20 protein-coding genes are annotated in these 13,616 nt (G+C 58.8%); 12 read left to right on the top strand and 8 right to left on the bottom strand.

The genetic code is table 11. The features are described 5' to 3' along the window. Positions 1-190: 190 nt before the first annotated feature. The 5 genes from IB263_RS34540 (at position 191) to IB263_RS31200 (ending at position 2,604) form a co-directional block, all read left to right on the top strand. Complete coding sequence (locus IB263_RS34540) at positions 191-316, top strand: hypothetical protein (RefSeq protein WP_256386711.1); 126 nt, start codon at positions 191-193, stop codon at positions 314-316. A 384-nt stretch (positions 317-700) separates the two neighbouring features. After that, a complete protein-coding gene (locus tag IB263_RS34345; RefSeq protein ID WP_090300846.1) occupies positions 701-886 on the top strand; it encodes a hypothetical protein in 186 nt (61 codons plus the stop codon). 712 nt (positions 887-1,598) lie between these two features. Beyond that, on the top strand, positions 1,599-1,724 hold the full coding sequence (locus tag IB263_RS34535; RefSeq protein WP_255381443.1) for a hypothetical protein: 126 nt from the start codon (positions 1,599-1,601) through the stop codon (positions 1,722-1,724). Positions 1,725-2,122: 398 nt separating this feature from the next. Further along, entirely contained in the window at positions 2,123-2,308 is a 186-nt protein-coding gene (locus tag IB263_RS31205; protein ID WP_060606866.1) for a DUF3606 domain-containing protein, read from the top strand. A 35-nt stretch (positions 2,309-2,343) separates the two neighbouring features. Beyond that, entirely contained in the window at positions 2,344-2,604 is a 261-nt protein-coding gene (locus IB263_RS31200; RefSeq protein WP_112977344.1) for an acyl carrier protein, read from the top strand. 602 nt (positions 2,605-3,206) lie between these two features. Here IB263_RS31200 and IB263_RS31195 read toward each other — a convergent pair. Then, positions 3,207-3,491 carry a hypothetical protein gene (locus IB263_RS31195; protein WP_162728932.1) on the bottom strand — a complete coding sequence of 95 codons (285 nt, stop codon included), beginning with the start codon at positions 3,489-3,491 and terminating at the stop codon, positions 3,207-3,209. Positions 3,492-3,927: 436 nt separating this feature from the next. Here IB263_RS31195 and IB263_RS31190 point away from each other — a divergent pair, with 436 nt between their 5' ends. The 3 genes from IB263_RS31190 to IB263_RS31180 all read left to right on the top strand — a co-directional run bounded on the left by IB263_RS31190 (position 3,928) and on the right by IB263_RS31180 (position 4,766). Continuing rightward, complete coding sequence (locus IB263_RS31190) at positions 3,928-4,176, top strand: DUF982 domain-containing protein (protein ID WP_034800356.1); 249 nt, start codon at positions 3,928-3,930, stop codon at positions 4,174-4,176. Between the two features lie 86 nt (positions 4,177-4,262). Beyond that, positions 4,263-4,445 carry a hypothetical protein gene (locus IB263_RS31185; protein ID WP_112977342.1) on the top strand — a complete coding sequence of 61 codons (183 nt, stop codon included), beginning with the start codon at positions 4,263-4,265 and terminating at the stop codon, positions 4,443-4,445. 87 nt (positions 4,446-4,532) lie between these two features. Further along, complete coding sequence (locus tag IB263_RS31180; protein WP_034800350.1) at positions 4,533-4,766, top strand: DUF982 domain-containing protein; 234 nt, start codon at positions 4,533-4,535, stop codon at positions 4,764-4,766. Between the two features lie 238 nt (positions 4,767-5,004). Here the strand turns inward: IB263_RS31180 and IB263_RS31175 are convergent, their stop codons facing one another. The 5 genes from IB263_RS31175 to IB263_RS31150 all read right to left on the bottom strand — a co-directional run bounded on the left by IB263_RS31175 (position 5,005) and on the right by IB263_RS31150 (position 7,859). Continuing rightward, a complete protein-coding gene (locus tag IB263_RS31175; RefSeq protein ID WP_162728931.1) occupies positions 5,005-5,235 on the bottom strand; it encodes a hypothetical protein in 231 nt (76 codons plus the stop codon). Further along, the gene (locus tag IB263_RS31170) at positions 5,228-5,626 is read right to left on the bottom strand and encodes a hypothetical protein (RefSeq protein ID WP_162728927.1); all 399 of its coding nucleotides are present in this window, start codon (positions 5,624-5,626) and stop codon (positions 5,228-5,230) included. The genes IB263_RS31175 and IB263_RS31170 overlap by 8 nt, the downstream gene beginning before the upstream one ends. A 430-nt stretch (positions 5,627-6,056) precedes the next feature. After that, the gene (locus IB263_RS31160; protein ID WP_060606872.1) at positions 6,057-6,947 is read right to left on the bottom strand and encodes a hypothetical protein; all 891 of its coding nucleotides are present in this window, start codon (positions 6,945-6,947) and stop codon (positions 6,057-6,059) included. A gap of 178 nt (positions 6,948-7,125) precedes the next feature. Continuing rightward, complete coding sequence (locus tag IB263_RS31155; protein ID WP_060606875.1) at positions 7,126-7,536, bottom strand: PAS domain-containing protein; 411 nt, start codon at positions 7,534-7,536, stop codon at positions 7,126-7,128. Positions 7,537-7,544: 8 nt separating this feature from the next. Then, positions 7,545-7,859 (bottom strand): hypothetical protein, encoded by a 315-nt coding sequence (locus IB263_RS31150; RefSeq protein ID WP_162770633.1) that lies wholly within the window; start codon positions 7,857-7,859, stop codon positions 7,545-7,547. A gap of 269 nt (positions 7,860-8,128) precedes the next feature. Here IB263_RS31150 and IB263_RS31145 point away from each other — a divergent pair, with 269 nt between their 5' ends. From IB263_RS31145 to IB263_RS31130, 4 genes are all read left to right on the top strand, one after another. Next, a complete protein-coding gene (locus tag IB263_RS31145; protein WP_060606880.1) occupies positions 8,129-8,311 on the top strand; it encodes a hypothetical protein in 183 nt (60 codons plus the stop codon). Positions 8,312-8,590: 279 nt separating this feature from the next. After that, positions 8,591-9,079: a GNAT family N-acetyltransferase gene (locus IB263_RS31140; protein WP_192439455.1), complete on the top strand. Its 489-nt coding sequence runs from the start codon at positions 8,591-8,593 to the stop codon at positions 9,077-9,079. Between the two features lie 799 nt (positions 9,080-9,878). Further along, positions 9,879-10,445 (top strand): TetR/AcrR family transcriptional regulator, encoded by a 567-nt coding sequence (locus IB263_RS31135; RefSeq protein WP_112977356.1) that lies wholly within the window; start codon positions 9,879-9,881, stop codon positions 10,443-10,445. Positions 10,446-10,500: 55 nt separating this feature from the next. Continuing rightward, entirely contained in the window at positions 10,501-11,478 is a 978-nt protein-coding gene (locus IB263_RS31130) for a quinone oxidoreductase (protein ID WP_060606883.1), read from the top strand. A 291-nt stretch (positions 11,479-11,769) separates the two neighbouring features. On the opposite strand, the gene IB263_RS34825 is transcribed toward IB263_RS31130, so the two are convergent. Beyond that, positions 11,770-12,165, bottom strand: a complete 396-nt coding sequence (locus IB263_RS34825; protein WP_371814283.1) for a hypothetical protein — start codon at positions 12,163-12,165, stop codon at positions 11,770-11,772. A gap of 108 nt (positions 12,166-12,273) precedes the next feature. Next, positions 12,274-13,608 carry a sorbosone dehydrogenase family protein gene (locus IB263_RS31125; protein ID WP_112977355.1) on the bottom strand — a complete coding sequence of 445 codons (1,335 nt, stop codon included), beginning with the start codon at positions 13,606-13,608 and terminating at the stop codon, positions 12,274-12,276. Positions 13,609-13,616 lie beyond the last annotated feature (8 nt).

The following is a 13,616-nucleotide window of genomic DNA, read 5'->3' as shown; positions in this document are numbered from 1 at the left end:
CGTCCTCCCTAAAACATCGGCTGTCTTGCCTTTGTCGGCGAGTGCCTGCGCGAACTTCTCATGGCGCGCGTTTTTTGGGACTGGCATCGATCCCACCTCGGAGAGTGGGGATGGCATTCAAGATGACCGAATTCGCTTGCTATTCCCTCGCCGTTGGCGGCTAGCTCTTTCGTCAACAGGAGACGCGCAAATGGCCAAAGGTCAGGTACGAAGCAATAAGGAAGCCAGAAAGCCCAAGAAGGACAAGGACAAGGCTGCCGCGAAACCCGCTGCGCCGACGTTAGGATCTCAGGTGAAGGACACCAATAAGAAGTAACGCCGACGGTCGCGCGGGCTGCATTAATCTGGACATCAATGACGCCGCGACTCCAGGATCCGTGCTCAAATCGGGCCGTAGGCGATGATCCAACCTCCTGGCGAACTCGTTGACTTCAGCGGCGCCGAAACCTTGTGTGGCAGGATCACAACCCGTTTTCCAAATGGCCTCCCGGCGAGGACTGGCGCCGAATGGACCTCTGTTTGTGTCCGGTTGACCTAAAGCAGAGCTTGGAGAAAGCGGGGCTGAGCTACAAGCGAGGCGCCGATCCCATGGAATGGTTCATCATTCGGTAAACTGAAGGCCGCTGCGATTTCCCCCGTATCCCGATTTGGCTACCCGCGTCATCCACCTCTCCGGCTGTAGGCAAAGGAATTGGAAGTGTTGGCCTATGTTGATCAGATCATCATGCTTTGCGCCGGCCTCTGGATGACGGCAGCAGGGTTTGGCTACGTTCAGACCAACACTCAGGTACCATGGCTCGCTCAACTCACGAGGCACTTTCGATGGATGGGGCCGCTGCTGATCGCTATCGCGATTGTTCTCTTGCTTGCCGCCCCTACCGCATAAACCGCGGTCCTTGGGTCGTCGCGCTTGTCTGCCTCCTTATGCCCACATTCGAGGGCTGAAGTGGGGGATGGATAAAGCCGGCGTCGCCTTCCTGGTGCTCATCTGCATTCTCGTTGCCCTGGTATTGAGCATCCTAATGTTCGAACCGGGAGTCGAGACGGCACCACCGGAGCCGCCGGCGATGGTCCCCACCAATTAGGGACCCCCCGATTGCTCTGCGACGGAATAATGGGGCGTCCGGGGTGTTGCTGTAGATCGTGACGAACCGGAAGTGCCTCATGAAGATAGTCGTCATCGCAATCGTCGCCTGGATCATGAGCATACTTTTTTCAAGTATGTCGACGGGACGTTCGGCGCTCCGAGGTCGTCGCGACTGCGGAGCAACTATCTGAAGACTAACAGGCGCCGCGCCACGTTGCCCAATCGGTTACCAGCGGCGGCCGGATTTCTGAAATATTAGCAGTGATAGACGCAGGCGTGAGGCGGTGAAGTCCTCGCTAAGATCCAGCGAGTGTTCCCTCTGATCGAGCCGCATATGCGTCATCTGCTGTCTTGCCTTTGGCGAGTGCCTGCGCGAACCTCTCGTATCGCGCGCTTTTCAGGACTGGTATTGATCCAACCTTGGAGAGTGGGAATGCATTCAAGATGACCGAATTCGGTTGCTATCTCCCGCCGTTAGCGGCTACCTTTTTCGTCAACAGGAGACGCGCCAATGGCCAAGGGTCAAGTACGAAGCAACAAGGAAGCCAGAAAGCCCAAAAAGGACAAGGACAAGGCTGCCGCGAAACCCGCTGCGCCGACGTTCGGATCTCAGGTGAAGGACACCAATAAGAAGTAACGCCAACGCCGACATTCGAGCGGGCTGCGTTAGCGGACACTGCGCCTTACGCACTGGTTCGTCGTCAAGGCCAAAAAAGTAGAACTGACGCGGCGATAAAGACGAGCGACAGTAACGCGAATCCAATTCGGTTTTCGCCGCTAGCCAGCCTCCATCGATTTGTTGCCGGATCCCTCAGCTGCCACCACCGCGTCGGCCTGTTGGTAGCTCGGTGGTTGATATCTTTCACGTAGAACACTTGCTTGGTTCGGCCATTAATACGCACCAGAACGATCCGGGAACAACTTATGTGGCAAAGCGGAACAACTAACCCCCACTAGATTATGGGATTTCAGTTTGTCGCGGAACATTCCTGCGGCTTCCACGGTTGTGAACAGTCACAACCCGGGAGGAACCCTATGGCAGACGACAAGAAGAACGTTGGTCGCGATCGCGGACGAGTTGCCGCTGGACAGGCTTACGAACTCAACTACTTCAAGCGGAAGCACGGCCTCACCGATGACCAGGCCCGCAAGATCATCAAAGAAGCAGGCAACTCGCGAGAGAAGGCGAACGCTTTAGCCGAGAAACGAAAGAAGGGCTAAAGTCGGCGTCGCGAACACAAAAACGGGAGCGACGTATGGCTACCACACGAGCCGGTATCTCCGCCCGCGTCAAGATGATTTTCATCGAAATACTCGGCGTCAAAGCCGCGGACCTTGCCGACACCGCTGCAATCGTGGACGATCTTGGAACTGACCCGGTGAAAATATCCCAGTTGTCGATGTTGATCGAAGAGGAGTTTGGGATATTCATCGCCGAGGAGTCGATGGAGCAACTCGTGACAGTTGGGGATGTTATCGATTTCGTTTGGGGATCCAAACGCTTGTATGGCCAATAAAAAAGCCGAGTAAAAAACCGACATTATACATTCGCCTCGACGGCCACTGCAAAACTATAAATTTACTTATAGTTGGCACTTCCACCTGACATTGGGGCGATATGGACGAAACACGGTCCGCGTTCTTGGGTGACCTACGAGGCGACTTCGACAGCCGCGAGAACGTCTTCGAATTTTCGCAATGTCCTCCTCTCGCCGGGGTCCGTGAAGAGATAGAGGACAGCCTTCGCGAGCAATATGAAGTGCGACGGGCCGGGCATGACCTTTGACGGGATCCGCAGTTCGAGGCTCTGAAGCCGGACATAGTCGGTGGGCGTCAGGTAGGCGAGCGTGCGCAGCTGGTGGACGCGGACGGCGATGACGTGATCGGTTGGTGTCTGGGCCGAGCCGATGCTTATGCAGCAGAGGATGCGCCTCCGGTAGGACCTGCTTTGCGGCGCCAGGAGCCTATACCTGATTGATTGCCCAAAGATGCTTTGCGCCGAGACGCCACCGGCGCTCCTTGCAGCCGTTGGCGAACTCGTCGTGCGATTGGCATTCGGCGACGACGACGAAGCCCTGGGCGGCGAACTCGCCTCTTCTCCTGCGTGATGCGCAGGTCCTTAAGCCCGTAGCGGGAGCTGCGCGGGCCACCGAGCGCAGCGTTTTGGCGGCCAGCCTTGATCATCTCCGAGGCGCATCCGCTCTTCGCGGAGGCTTCGGCATTCGAGGTTGGCCATAGCCGCCATTTCTGATGAGATCGGCAGGAAGGACCTGTTCTGAAGTTTGTATTCCCCACGCTTCAGGCCGACGAACACGGTGCGCCGACCGTGGATCAGCATGCCCGTGAGAGCGATCCGATATTCCTCGGTCGGATCTTCGGACTGGATCGATGCGGGGATCATCATGCCGGCGTCCATCAGTGAGGCGATGCATTTGCCGACCTCGTCGACGCCAAATGCCGTCGAGAGGCGGTGCGCTGCGCCTGGTACTTGTTCCCACGCTTCGGCATGGCGATGGCGGCCTGTTACTGTTTCGCGGACACGTGCTCGGTCATGCCGCCACCTCGCCGGGGCGCCCCGGCCCGAGCTCTTGGAACAAACACCGCTCGGTCGCGGTTGCACCACTAAAGAGGAGGCCTCCATGCCCAAGTCCCCAATCCCGACCATTCCAGATCCCGAATTCCCGCCGGACCTGCCGCCGGATGCTCCACCAGATCTGCCGGAGCCCCCGATCGAGGAGCCGGAGCCCGACGTCGGTCCCGACGTACCTCCTATTAGCCGTGTGCCCGGCGCAATTATTCCGCCGAAAATGTAGGCGCGACCGCAAGATAAGGAGAGGCCGGTGGAAATCCAGAGTTGGAGCAAATGCGTGATCATCCAGCTTCCGGAGCTCGACGGGGTGCAAATCGTATGGACCCCGGGTCGAGCGGCTAAGCTCCTGAGCGAGAACTGGCCCATAGACTTTGGCGTCGCGTACTCGGACGCGCTTTACAAATGCACCGACGCGGCGATGGGCACGTATCCATGGGAGCAAGCTCGCGCCGCGTTCATTGAAGCGATCGCCGAGGCAAAGGTCACAAGGCTGCGCTGAATCCATTCGTCTTATGCTGCCGCACCTCCCGGTTCGCGGAACAAAACTTATGCGGCTCCATTAGGCCTGCAAGAAGGGAGACCGATATGACCGACGACCCCAAAGAGCCGAGAAAGCCCGTGGAGGTCCCGCCCGGCGAGACACCCGACCCCATGCCAGACAATCCGGATCGCCCCATTGAGGAGCCCCGACCGGACGACGTCCCGGAAGAGGCGCCAGACGTCACCCCTGTGCCAGGTGAGGAAATACCGGCTAAGATGAGCGGTTAAGCTTGCTAAGCTTCCCAGTCCGATCTCTCCGTTGGAACAGAATTCCCTAATATACGTTTCGGAAAGGCCAACCCTACGGAGGCCGCGATGATAAACATCTGGGATGCGAACGTTGAAGTGACGTTTGATAATCATTTTCACGTCATCAGGAATGCCCGAGAGGCGGTCGCATTCCTTATGAAGTCCTGGCCAGAGACGAAGAGCGCGAGTTACGCAGCGGCCCGGAAAGCGTGCCTGGATGCTGCCGAGGGAACAATTCCTGGCGCGGAAGCCAGGGCCGCCTTTGAAGCTGCTGCGAAAGAAGCCGGCATTCTCCGATAACGTTGGTGTCGCCCGGCCCGAGGTAGGCTGCCGCCGCGCGCTCTTCAAGGGCAGCGAGTGACCGATGGCACCCATCACGAAGACGGGTGATCACTGCGAGTTTATAGTCTCGCACGCCGTTGTCGGCGCTGTTCATGGATTTTTGATGCGGAAGATTTAGGCTTCGAGATCTCTTCGCGGAGGTGGTCGGGGTCGGTCATGAGTGCGTCACCCCATACTCAACCCCAAAGCTGCTCAGTCATTCAGCCCCTTCCGCGCAACGCGGCGATGGCTTTCGGCGCTGCATCATCTTGACGGCATCGGTCAGCGCAGCCTTGAAGCGTTCGTGCTCGTCCCAGAACGGTCCGCCGTGGCTGCAATACCCAGCGACGCTGTCACCGGTACTGATCGACCCAGTACCGACACCATTGGACATGATGCCCGATTTTCCCATATTCCATCCGCTCTTACCGAGATTGGTTTCAGCCACAACGGTTCATCGAGGCCGGGCGCCGGCGGGACATCATCAGGTCGAGCATCATGGAACGCTGCTGCATCACTCGCCACTCCCGTCCGTGAGTTTCCGGGCAGATCCATTCTGCGAGAGACGAGCCGATACCGCGCAGCTTCTCAGCGATGATCAGCCGTTGTTTCAAGCTGAGCCAATGCGCGAATACGGGCGGCCTTTTCGATGAATTCGGCATAGCCATCTTTGCTGCACGCAGCTCTCGTCCTTCCTTCGCGGCTTTCTCAGCCGCGTTGGCTTTAGTAGCGAACGAAGTCGGTTTCGTTGTTCCACCAAGCTTTGAGACGGCATTCCGTCCATTGCTTCTGGGTTCGCCCTTGGCGGCGTGCATCCGGCCGATCGACGGCTTTTCCATCGCCGATTTCAAAGAGGCGACCGTCACCCGGTACGTAGCCAGTGAAGGCAATGGACAAGCGGGAATTCCAACAGAGCAATGTAGCGATGCTCGACTTCTTCGACGACCTGATCGGGGTTGAGCGCGGCAACGCGCACCGAAACGCAGGTAGCGCCGAATAATGGCTGAGAATTCCGCGATCTCCCGGACCACCCACACTTGAATGAGCTGCACCAAGGTCAGCCCGGCATGCGACGGCTGCTACGAAGCGGCTGATGGACAAGGGTTACACAAGGTACCATGGGGCAACCGCGCGCGTCAGCGCACCGGCGCCCATACTTGGAATGACCCGCTGCGCACGAAAACCGCAACACCCCGACGAGCAGGAAAGCGGGGCCCCAAATCAGCGGAACTCCGGCGTTGGAGCCGATGCACCACGATCAGCAAAGCCTTACGTCGTGCGAACTTTTCCGACTTCTTGTACGTGTCCCGGCTCTTCGCGGTAGGCTTGTTCCAGGCGGTCAATCTTCGTTGATCGCAGGCGGCCGCTGGAACGGAGGAAGGCCAGCATCGCCTCAATGTCATCGCTGCCACCGGGAGGCTCGCCGTAGGGCACAGGGCGTCGAGACAGCTTCTGCGCCCAGTAACGGATCTCGCGCTCGGCCGGCGGGTAACACATGCCGAGGCGGTAAAGCCGAGTATCTGTTCGAACCCATCGTGGGGGCACCATATCGTCCATTTGGACGATGGGAGACGTGTGCCCATGCTCCCCGTCGCGGGTCACAGGCTCGCTGAAGAACCAGCCGTATAGCCACGGGCGCCGGCCGCCTTCGCTGTCCTCCTCGATAAGCCACCCTTCAATGATCGGAGCAGCATCGAACTCCGTAACGGTCGGCCGAGCTGCTATGAACGGATCCACGTCAGGGAAATAGGGATCGGGAGCATTGAGAGGGTCTTCGAATGGTACGCCCTTGCCGAGTTCGCCGTCAGCGTGCTCGCTGCAGACGACCTTAGGGAGGCCGCCGAAGGTGTGCAGACGCCCACGGCGTCCGCACACCTCGCAGATGTGAAAGGATCGCGCGGCGGCTAGCCGGGAGGCATCGTCGATCGCGCAGCGGGCATCAGGTGCGATCTGTGCGATGGCATAATGCATGTGCAGAACGCCCTTCTTCTCCATCACCTCGAGCACCGTGAACGAGCCTCCTGCAGCCATCACTTTGTCGGCCTCGGTGAAGAATGCGTGCAGGATGCCCAGCCAACCTTCGCCGCACGCAATCGCCAAAGGACGACGGTCCAATCCGAGATGCGGATACCGGTCGTTCGGGCGGATGATCAGTCTCACTGTTTGGCTCTCTCGTTTCTTCCGCTTAGAGCAGGAATTCCGCGGACCAGTTGTTGCGCCAGGTTGTACAGCGTCAGGAGCCTTAGATTGGAGCTCGAGGTCCACCGGTCAACCGGCAATGATCCGGCGAAGGTCCGGCTAGGTCCACCAACATCGCCGGGAAAATCCTGCTCCGGCGCTAATGCCGCCGGTTGTCGTTGGTCGATGTTGCGCTTTCCAGGACAACGATGCCGGAATAGAGGACCGGTGTTCCATCGCGATCCTGGAAACACCGACCAAAAGCAACGACCGAGACATACAAGCCAGCCCGCGTCCTGACGCGGTAGAACGACTGCTGGGCTCGTCCGCTCACGATCTTTTCCGTAATTGTCTTCGCCAACCCTGGTCGATCCTCCGGATGGACCCGGTCGAGATACAGTTTCAGCGGCAGTCCCTGGCTCGTCTCGCTCGCGGCTAGACCGAAGAGCGCAGCCAGGGCCGAATCTCCATAGACAAGGTCGCGAACGATATCCCAGGTGAAGATCCCGGAGTCCGTCGCATCCGCATCTGTGAGTTCGACAATAATCGTGCGCTCTCCGTCCTCCTTCATTGCTCCGCCTAACCCCCTGCCATCCATTGCGGTTGGCCACTCGTCGCAAACCCAATTCCCTTCGGGTGCCCACGCGGGGTGTGCCGATCGAACAGCTGGCGCAAGCCATCATGAAGCCGTTTGTTGAAGCCGCCATCACAGTCCTCGAGCAGATCGAGATAGAATGTCGCGATCGTCCCGAATTCGGCTGCGTCGCGCGGCACGCGTCGTTCGATCGATTGAAACAACTGCTTAATCGTCTCTTCGAGTGAGCGGAAGCGCTCAATATCATACCCGTAAACCGTCTCATCCAGTTGGCACTGGGCCGTTTTAAATTGGATCACGAGGTCTGCGACGCTCGTAGCGGTGTTCGTGTCAGATCGTTGAATTCTCATTAGCACGCACTAACAGACACGACTACCCGAACCGCTACCCTCCACGTCAGATTCTTTCGCACGCGCAGCATTTTTTGTAACGAACCACGCGCGAGTGTGGCCGATAAGCAGCATTGTTTCGCAACCCAACTCCAGGCGAGGCACAGCTTGGACCGGCACTCAGATCCAAATGAGCGGTTGTGCGCCAAGGCAAAAGCGCTCGGAACTTGGTTGAGAACGTGGACAAACGTGGCGTAAACGGCATCCGCCCGGGCTCGAATTCAGCGTCGGAGCTGCAGGATATTGCGAGCAAGTTTTCGGCTCTCGCGCAACAAATCAATTCAATCGCGGCTACCCCGCTCGGCGACGCTATCGATCTCGACGAAAGCAGCGACGGGTCGCGGAAAGCGGCGATGGAATAACCTGGAAACATTGCCGCTATTTCGGAGCGAGCGGACGCTGACCCCGCAAACTCTCTAGGCTAAACCGCCCAATTCCCGAAGTCCGAAGGCAAGCGGCGCGGCGTGTCTGCGACCGCGCCGTTAAATTTGGCGAACAGAGCCTGGCGGCAAAGATAGAGCGCCTTTTGTTTGCCTGCGAGCCGTTGAGCCACGACGAAGTTCATCTACGATGCAAGGTTCTTCGGCCAGGCTGATCGAAGGTGATGGCCGGATAACACCAACGACGGATCATGCCGTAAAATGCTATCAACCATCACGATTAAAGCCGCCCGCGATGAAGATGTGCCTGTGCTCGGAAAGTTCGGGGCTGACCTGATGGCGCTTCATCATCAATGGGACCCCGAGCGCTTCATCCCGACGGGAACCGGCACAGAGGCATCTTATGCCAGATGGCTGGGAAGTCAGCTTGAAAAGTCCGAGGTCGTGGTCCTCGCCGCCGAGCAAGACGAAATGATCGTCGGTTACGCCTATGCATCGGTTGAGGGCTATGACTACATGGCGCTCCGAAAACCGGCGGGCGTCATTCACGATCTTTTCGTAGAGCCCGAAAAGCGCAGCCAAGGCATCGGCCGGATGCTGCTCGAGGCAGCTGTTGCAGCGCTTAAAGAGCGAGGAGCAAACCTTATCGTGCTTTCCACGGCGCACAGAAACGAAGCTGCTCAACGGCTCTTTGCCGCAGCGGGCTTTCGCCCGACGATGGTCGAGATGACACTCGACGTGAAAGTTTAATTTCTCGGCATCCAGGGCGCCGACACCTCACCTGGCCAGCCACCAGCGACCGGACATGTCGGCGATGCGCGAACATCTGGGCTCGAACTTTTCCGGAGTGTTGAAGCCGACAAGCCGAACGCTCGTACCATGCTGATGCGAACCCTGTCGCCGTCGGTGACCGTGAAGGATTGAACTTTAGTCGGCAGAAGACGTTGCCGGCTGATTGGAGCTGGGTCCGCTCGTCGGCAGCCTTTCGGTCGACATCTGGCCGACCGCGACCGGTATCACCATCAGCAGCAACCAAGGATTTTGAAGTCTCTCTGGCTGAAGCGTCGCCGGCGGGCACTACGCCAAAGATGGCGCGCGGCAGTCAACGCTCTCTGGTTTGCGGCAATTGGGTTGATGAACGAATTCGGCGCCGAGCCGCGCGAGGGGACCATAACGGTCGATCTTCTGGCGCATGTCCGTGAGGGCTGGCGCTGCCAGGCGGCAGGCTGCCCTTCACGCAAGACCTGGTCGATGCGACGGCGATAAGAGGTGACCTAGACCTCGCTCAGAAAATTTGCCCCCCAAGCCAAAGGATCATAGCCAAAGGCGGGGCAAAGGCGAGGTATCTTGGCCGTGGCATTCCGCCGATCGCCAACGAGAAAGGCCCGCCCCTCACCTACTAGGGGCCTCGCCGTCGAGCGATATCGATGACGTTGTCCCGCGACGCGCTCGACTCCTCGAAATCAAGATCGCCTGTGCGTTGCCGCATAGACTACAGATCACAATGTCATTTCTTGACAGATCGTTCCAGAATAGCTATTTCACGGCGATGGCGCGAAAAAAGGAATTCGACAAAGACAAGGCGGTGGGTGCCGCAATCGACGTGTTTCGCGAACACGGCTTCGAGGGCACATCGACTGAGATGCTGGTGCGCGCGATGAAGATCGGACGACAAAGCCTCTACGACACCTTTGGAGACAAATGGGCGCTCTACCGATTAGCAGTGGAACGTTATGCATTCGAAGAAACTGAAGCCCACGTGACGATGTTGCGCAGCCAGCGACGGGCCGTCGACGGGATCGCGGCAATGATAGAACGAGTGGTGGAGCGCGCCCATTGCGCCTGCCTCGGCGTCAATTCGATTTGTGAATTTGGCCAGAGCCGGCCGGAACTTAACGCGCTCCATCATGCTGCCGACAATCGCTTGAGGAAAGCGGCAGTGGAGTGCATCAAGCAAGCCCAGGCCGAAAACGATGTCGAAAAATCGCTGTCGGCAGAGGCTGTTGCCTCCTTCCTCATTACCAGCATCGCTGGCATTCGTATCGCGGCCCGTGGAGGTAGCCCTCGCGCGGAATTGGAATCTCTCGGAGAACTGGCAATCCGTGCAATCCGGTAGCACCCCAAAAAAATTTGCACAATTCTGGAACAATCAGTCAAGAAAGGAGCTGACTATGAAAGCTGTGGTCATGAACGGCATGGGCGATAGCGACGTTATGGAATTCGTCGAGCGCCCAGAGCCTGTGGCAACGCCCGGACACGTTATCGTTGAGGTCCGCGTGGCAGGTGTGAATTTCATGGATATCGGCGTTCGGCAGGGCATGGCGTGGACGGAAACCCCGAACCCGAAAGTGCTTGGCGTCGAGGGCGCCGGCCGCGTGCTCAGTGTTGGCGACGGCGTTACGGATCTTGCCGTGGGCGATCACGTCGCCTGGGTCTATGCCCCCGGAAGCTACTCCGAGCGGCTGTCGATCCCGGCAACGTCGCTCATCAAGGTCCCCGACTTCATTGATGACCGAACGGCCGCATCAATCATGATGCAGGGCCTGACCGCCAGCCACTTTGCCACCGATTTCTATCCCGTCCAACCTGGGGACATCGCGCTCGTTCATGCTGCAGCGGGCGGCGTAGGACTGCTCCTGACGCAGATCATAACGCTCCGAGGCGGGCGCGTCATCGGGCGCGTGTCATCGAAAGACAAGGTCGCCATCGCGCAAAATGCCGGCGCCGAGCACGTGATCGTCGATACAGAAGGAGAGTTTGTCAACGAGGTGCTCCGCTTCACCGGTGGTCGGGGAGTGGACGTGGTCTATGATGGCTCCGGTCCCAAGACATTCAAAGCGTCCCTCGAAGTACTGCGGCGGTCAGGAACGCTCTGTTGGTATGGCCCGGTGCTGGGTGGGCCGGGCCCGCTCGACATCATGAGCCTGCCGAAAAGCGTCAAGATCGGCTATGGCGTCTTCTTCGATCATATCCACTCACCCGAACTCTTTCGCGAGCGCGCCGGCCGGCTTTTCGATTGGATCGCGGACGGGTCGTTGAAGGTCACTGCAGGGGGAAGCTACCCTCTCAAGGATGCTGCGCAGGCACATAAGGACATGGCCAGCCGCAAGACAACTGGCAAGCTGCTCCTGATTCCAGGAGGGTCGTGAACAACCCACGTTTGGATGAGCAGTCGACAGCCCCGACAACCATTCTTCCGTGTCGCTTGTTTGTAAATTGGCCGCGATATCCTGAGAGTTACATCCAACAGGTCGCGACGGGAACCAGGCGGACTGCGAGCATCGCTCCTCGGGCGGGGTCGCCAGGTTAGGTACCGCCGCCGCGCTCAGCTCACTTTGACACACCAGTGAACGAGCAATATCGATGATCTCCCCGGAGATGCTGCGAAAACTCCATCCTGTCCCTTAGCGATCGGGAGAGATTCTCACTGAAGATAATGCTCAATGCAATGAAACTTGGCGCGTCGGCTGGCTCACGGGACGCATGGGCGGAGCGTTGCGCGATATAAGTCGCGCAACCAACCGTCCAGATGCCGTGACCACATCTATTATGGCGTCGTAATATTCCTCATCCTTGGTCAGCTCATCTACGACCCGTTGACCGTAAGCGACGGCAGCCCCATCCGATGAATACTTTCGACCGACTTCGTCGCGGCTAACGACGCCTGCTGTATGGATATTAAATAGATAGCGGCGAATGAGATCCCACTCCGTACGTGATGCCGCTGCGCTGATGAAACAAAGCGCGCTGCCAGCGACAATTCGAGGCTTGACATGAGCGCGCAACTTATCGGGCCCTGACCGCCTTGTCGCGTGACAGGAGCGTGACGGTGACATTTACGGCTATCGGGCCATGGTGCACTGGAAAAGCGGTGACCACCGTGCAACGCCGCATTCCTCCAGCCCAGGGGCAAGGTCAGCCGAACGCTGCGGTGATCCCGACACTCAATTGGCGTGGGGTGCTACGCGCCACACCTTGTTTCCGACATCATCGGCGACCAGCAACGCGCCGTCGCGAGCAATCGCAACGCCCACCGGCCGACCCAAAGCCTTACCTTCGGCGCTTAGGAAACCCGTGAGAATATCGCGCGGCGGGCCGGACGGCCGGCCGGCGGCAAAAGGCACGAAAATGACCTTGTAGCCGCTGCGCGGGATGCGGTTCCATGAGCCGTGTTGACCGACAAAGGCACCGCTTTTCATCTCGGGCCCGAACAGATCGCCGGTGTTGAAAGTCAGGCCGAGTGACGCCGTGTGAGGCCCGAGCGCGTAGTCAGGCTTGATAGCGACGGCCACAAGCTCCTGGTTCTGGGGTTCGACGCGATCATCAACATGTTGGCCATACCAGCTATAGGGCCAGCCGTAGAAGGCACCATCTTGTACGGACGTCATATAGTCGGGCACGAGGTCAGGGCCGATCTCATCGCGCTCATTGACGACGACCCAGAGCTGGCCTGAATCAGGCTGCCAGGACAACCCATTGGGGTTGCGAAGACCGGATGCGAACAGCCGCGTCTGTCGGCTGGCGAGGTCGATCTCGTGGACCGCGGCTCGTCCTTTCTCCTCATCCATGCCATTCTCGGCTACGTTGGAATTGGAGCCCACGGTGGCATAGAGCTTTGTTCCGTCGCGGCTGGCGATGACATCCTTTGTCCAGTGATGGTTGCGACCTGAAGGCAGGTCGACGATCTTGTCAGGCGCCCCGGTGATTTGCGTTGCGCCTTCCTGATAGGGAAAGGCGACGATGGCGTCGGCATTGGCGACATAGAGTGTGCTGTCGAGCAATGACATTCCAAAGGGGGAGTAGAGCCCAGTGATGAACGGTGTCTTGGTTTCCGCCACGCCGTCACCATCTGAATCACGCAGAAGCGATATGCGGTTGGCGCTCTTCGTCTCGGCACCGGCTCTAGCCTGGAAGAGGCCCATGAAGAAGGCCCGGATCGAAAAGCCCGCGTCGGGCTTCGGCGGCGCATTGCTTTCGGCCACCAGAACATCGCCATTGGGCAGCACATGAAGCCAGCGTGGATGGTCCAGATCGCCGGCGTATTCCTTGACTTCAAGCCCTTGCGCCGCGACGGGCATTTGCCCATTGGGCCAGGGCGTGGCCTCGGCGACGTTCACGGAAGGCAACCACTCCGCTTTCGGTTCAACGAGAACCGGATCCGGTCCATAGGTCTGCTCGATCGGCACCGTGGCTTCATGCCGGGACAGCGCAACGAAGCCCCCACCCGCGGCAACCACAAGCGCAGCGACAACAAGAACGGTGATCAGCAGCTTTTTCATGACCGGCT

Source organism: Ensifer sp. ENS03 (assembly GCF_014852035.1).
In the GTDB taxonomy this organism is placed as follows: domain Bacteria; phylum Pseudomonadota; class Alphaproteobacteria; order Rhizobiales; family Rhizobiaceae; genus Ensifer; species Ensifer adhaerens.
Note: the sequence above shows the minus strand (reverse complement) of the source record. Positions and strands in the feature narration are given on the sequence as shown.

Excerpts from the sequence above, each read along its gene's own strand:
- IB263_RS31195 (WP_162728932.1), bottom strand. The coding sequence starts at position 3,491 with ATGATGATCCCCGCATCGATCCAGTCCGAAGATCCGACCGAGGAATAT.
- IB263_RS31125 (WP_112977355.1), bottom strand. The coding sequence starts at position 13,608 with ATGAAAAAGCTGCTGATCACCGTTCTTGTTGTCGCTGCGCTTGTGGTT.
- IB263_RS31185 (WP_112977342.1), top strand. The coding sequence starts at position 4,263 with ATGACCGACGACCCCAAAGAGCCGAGAAAGCCCGTGGAGGTCCCGCCC.
- IB263_RS31155 (WP_060606875.1), bottom strand. The coding sequence starts at position 7,536 with ATGAAGGAGGACGGAGAGCGCACGATTATTGTCGAACTCACAGATGCG.
- IB263_RS31200 (WP_112977344.1), top strand. The coding sequence starts at position 2,344 with ATGGCTACCACACGAGCCGGTATCTCCGCCCGCGTCAAGATGATTTTC.
- IB263_RS34535 (WP_255381443.1), top strand. The coding sequence starts at position 1,599 with ATGGCCAAGGGTCAAGTACGAAGCAACAAGGAAGCCAGAAAGCCCAAA.
- IB263_RS34825 (WP_371814283.1), bottom strand. The coding sequence starts at position 12,165 with ATGTCACCGTCACGCTCCTGTCACGCGACAAGGCGGTCAGGGCCCGAT.
- IB263_RS31135 (WP_112977356.1), top strand. The coding sequence starts at position 9,879 with ATGGCGCGAAAAAAGGAATTCGACAAAGACAAGGCGGTGGGTGCCGCA.
- IB263_RS31130 (WP_060606883.1), top strand. The coding sequence starts at position 10,501 with ATGAAAGCTGTGGTCATGAACGGCATGGGCGATAGCGACGTTATGGAA.
- IB263_RS34540 (WP_256386711.1), top strand. The coding sequence starts at position 191 with ATGGCCAAAGGTCAGGTACGAAGCAATAAGGAAGCCAGAAAGCCCAAG.
- IB263_RS31180 (WP_034800350.1), top strand. The coding sequence starts at position 4,533 with ATGATAAACATCTGGGATGCGAACGTTGAAGTGACGTTTGATAATCAT.
- IB263_RS31140 (WP_192439455.1), top strand. The coding sequence starts at position 8,591 with ATGCTATCAACCATCACGATTAAAGCCGCCCGCGATGAAGATGTGCCT.
- IB263_RS31170 (WP_162728927.1), bottom strand. The coding sequence starts at position 5,626 with ATGGAAAAGCCGTCGATCGGCCGGATGCACGCCGCCAAGGGCGAACCC.
- IB263_RS31205 (WP_060606866.1), top strand. The coding sequence starts at position 2,123 with ATGGCAGACGACAAGAAGAACGTTGGTCGCGATCGCGGACGAGTTGCC.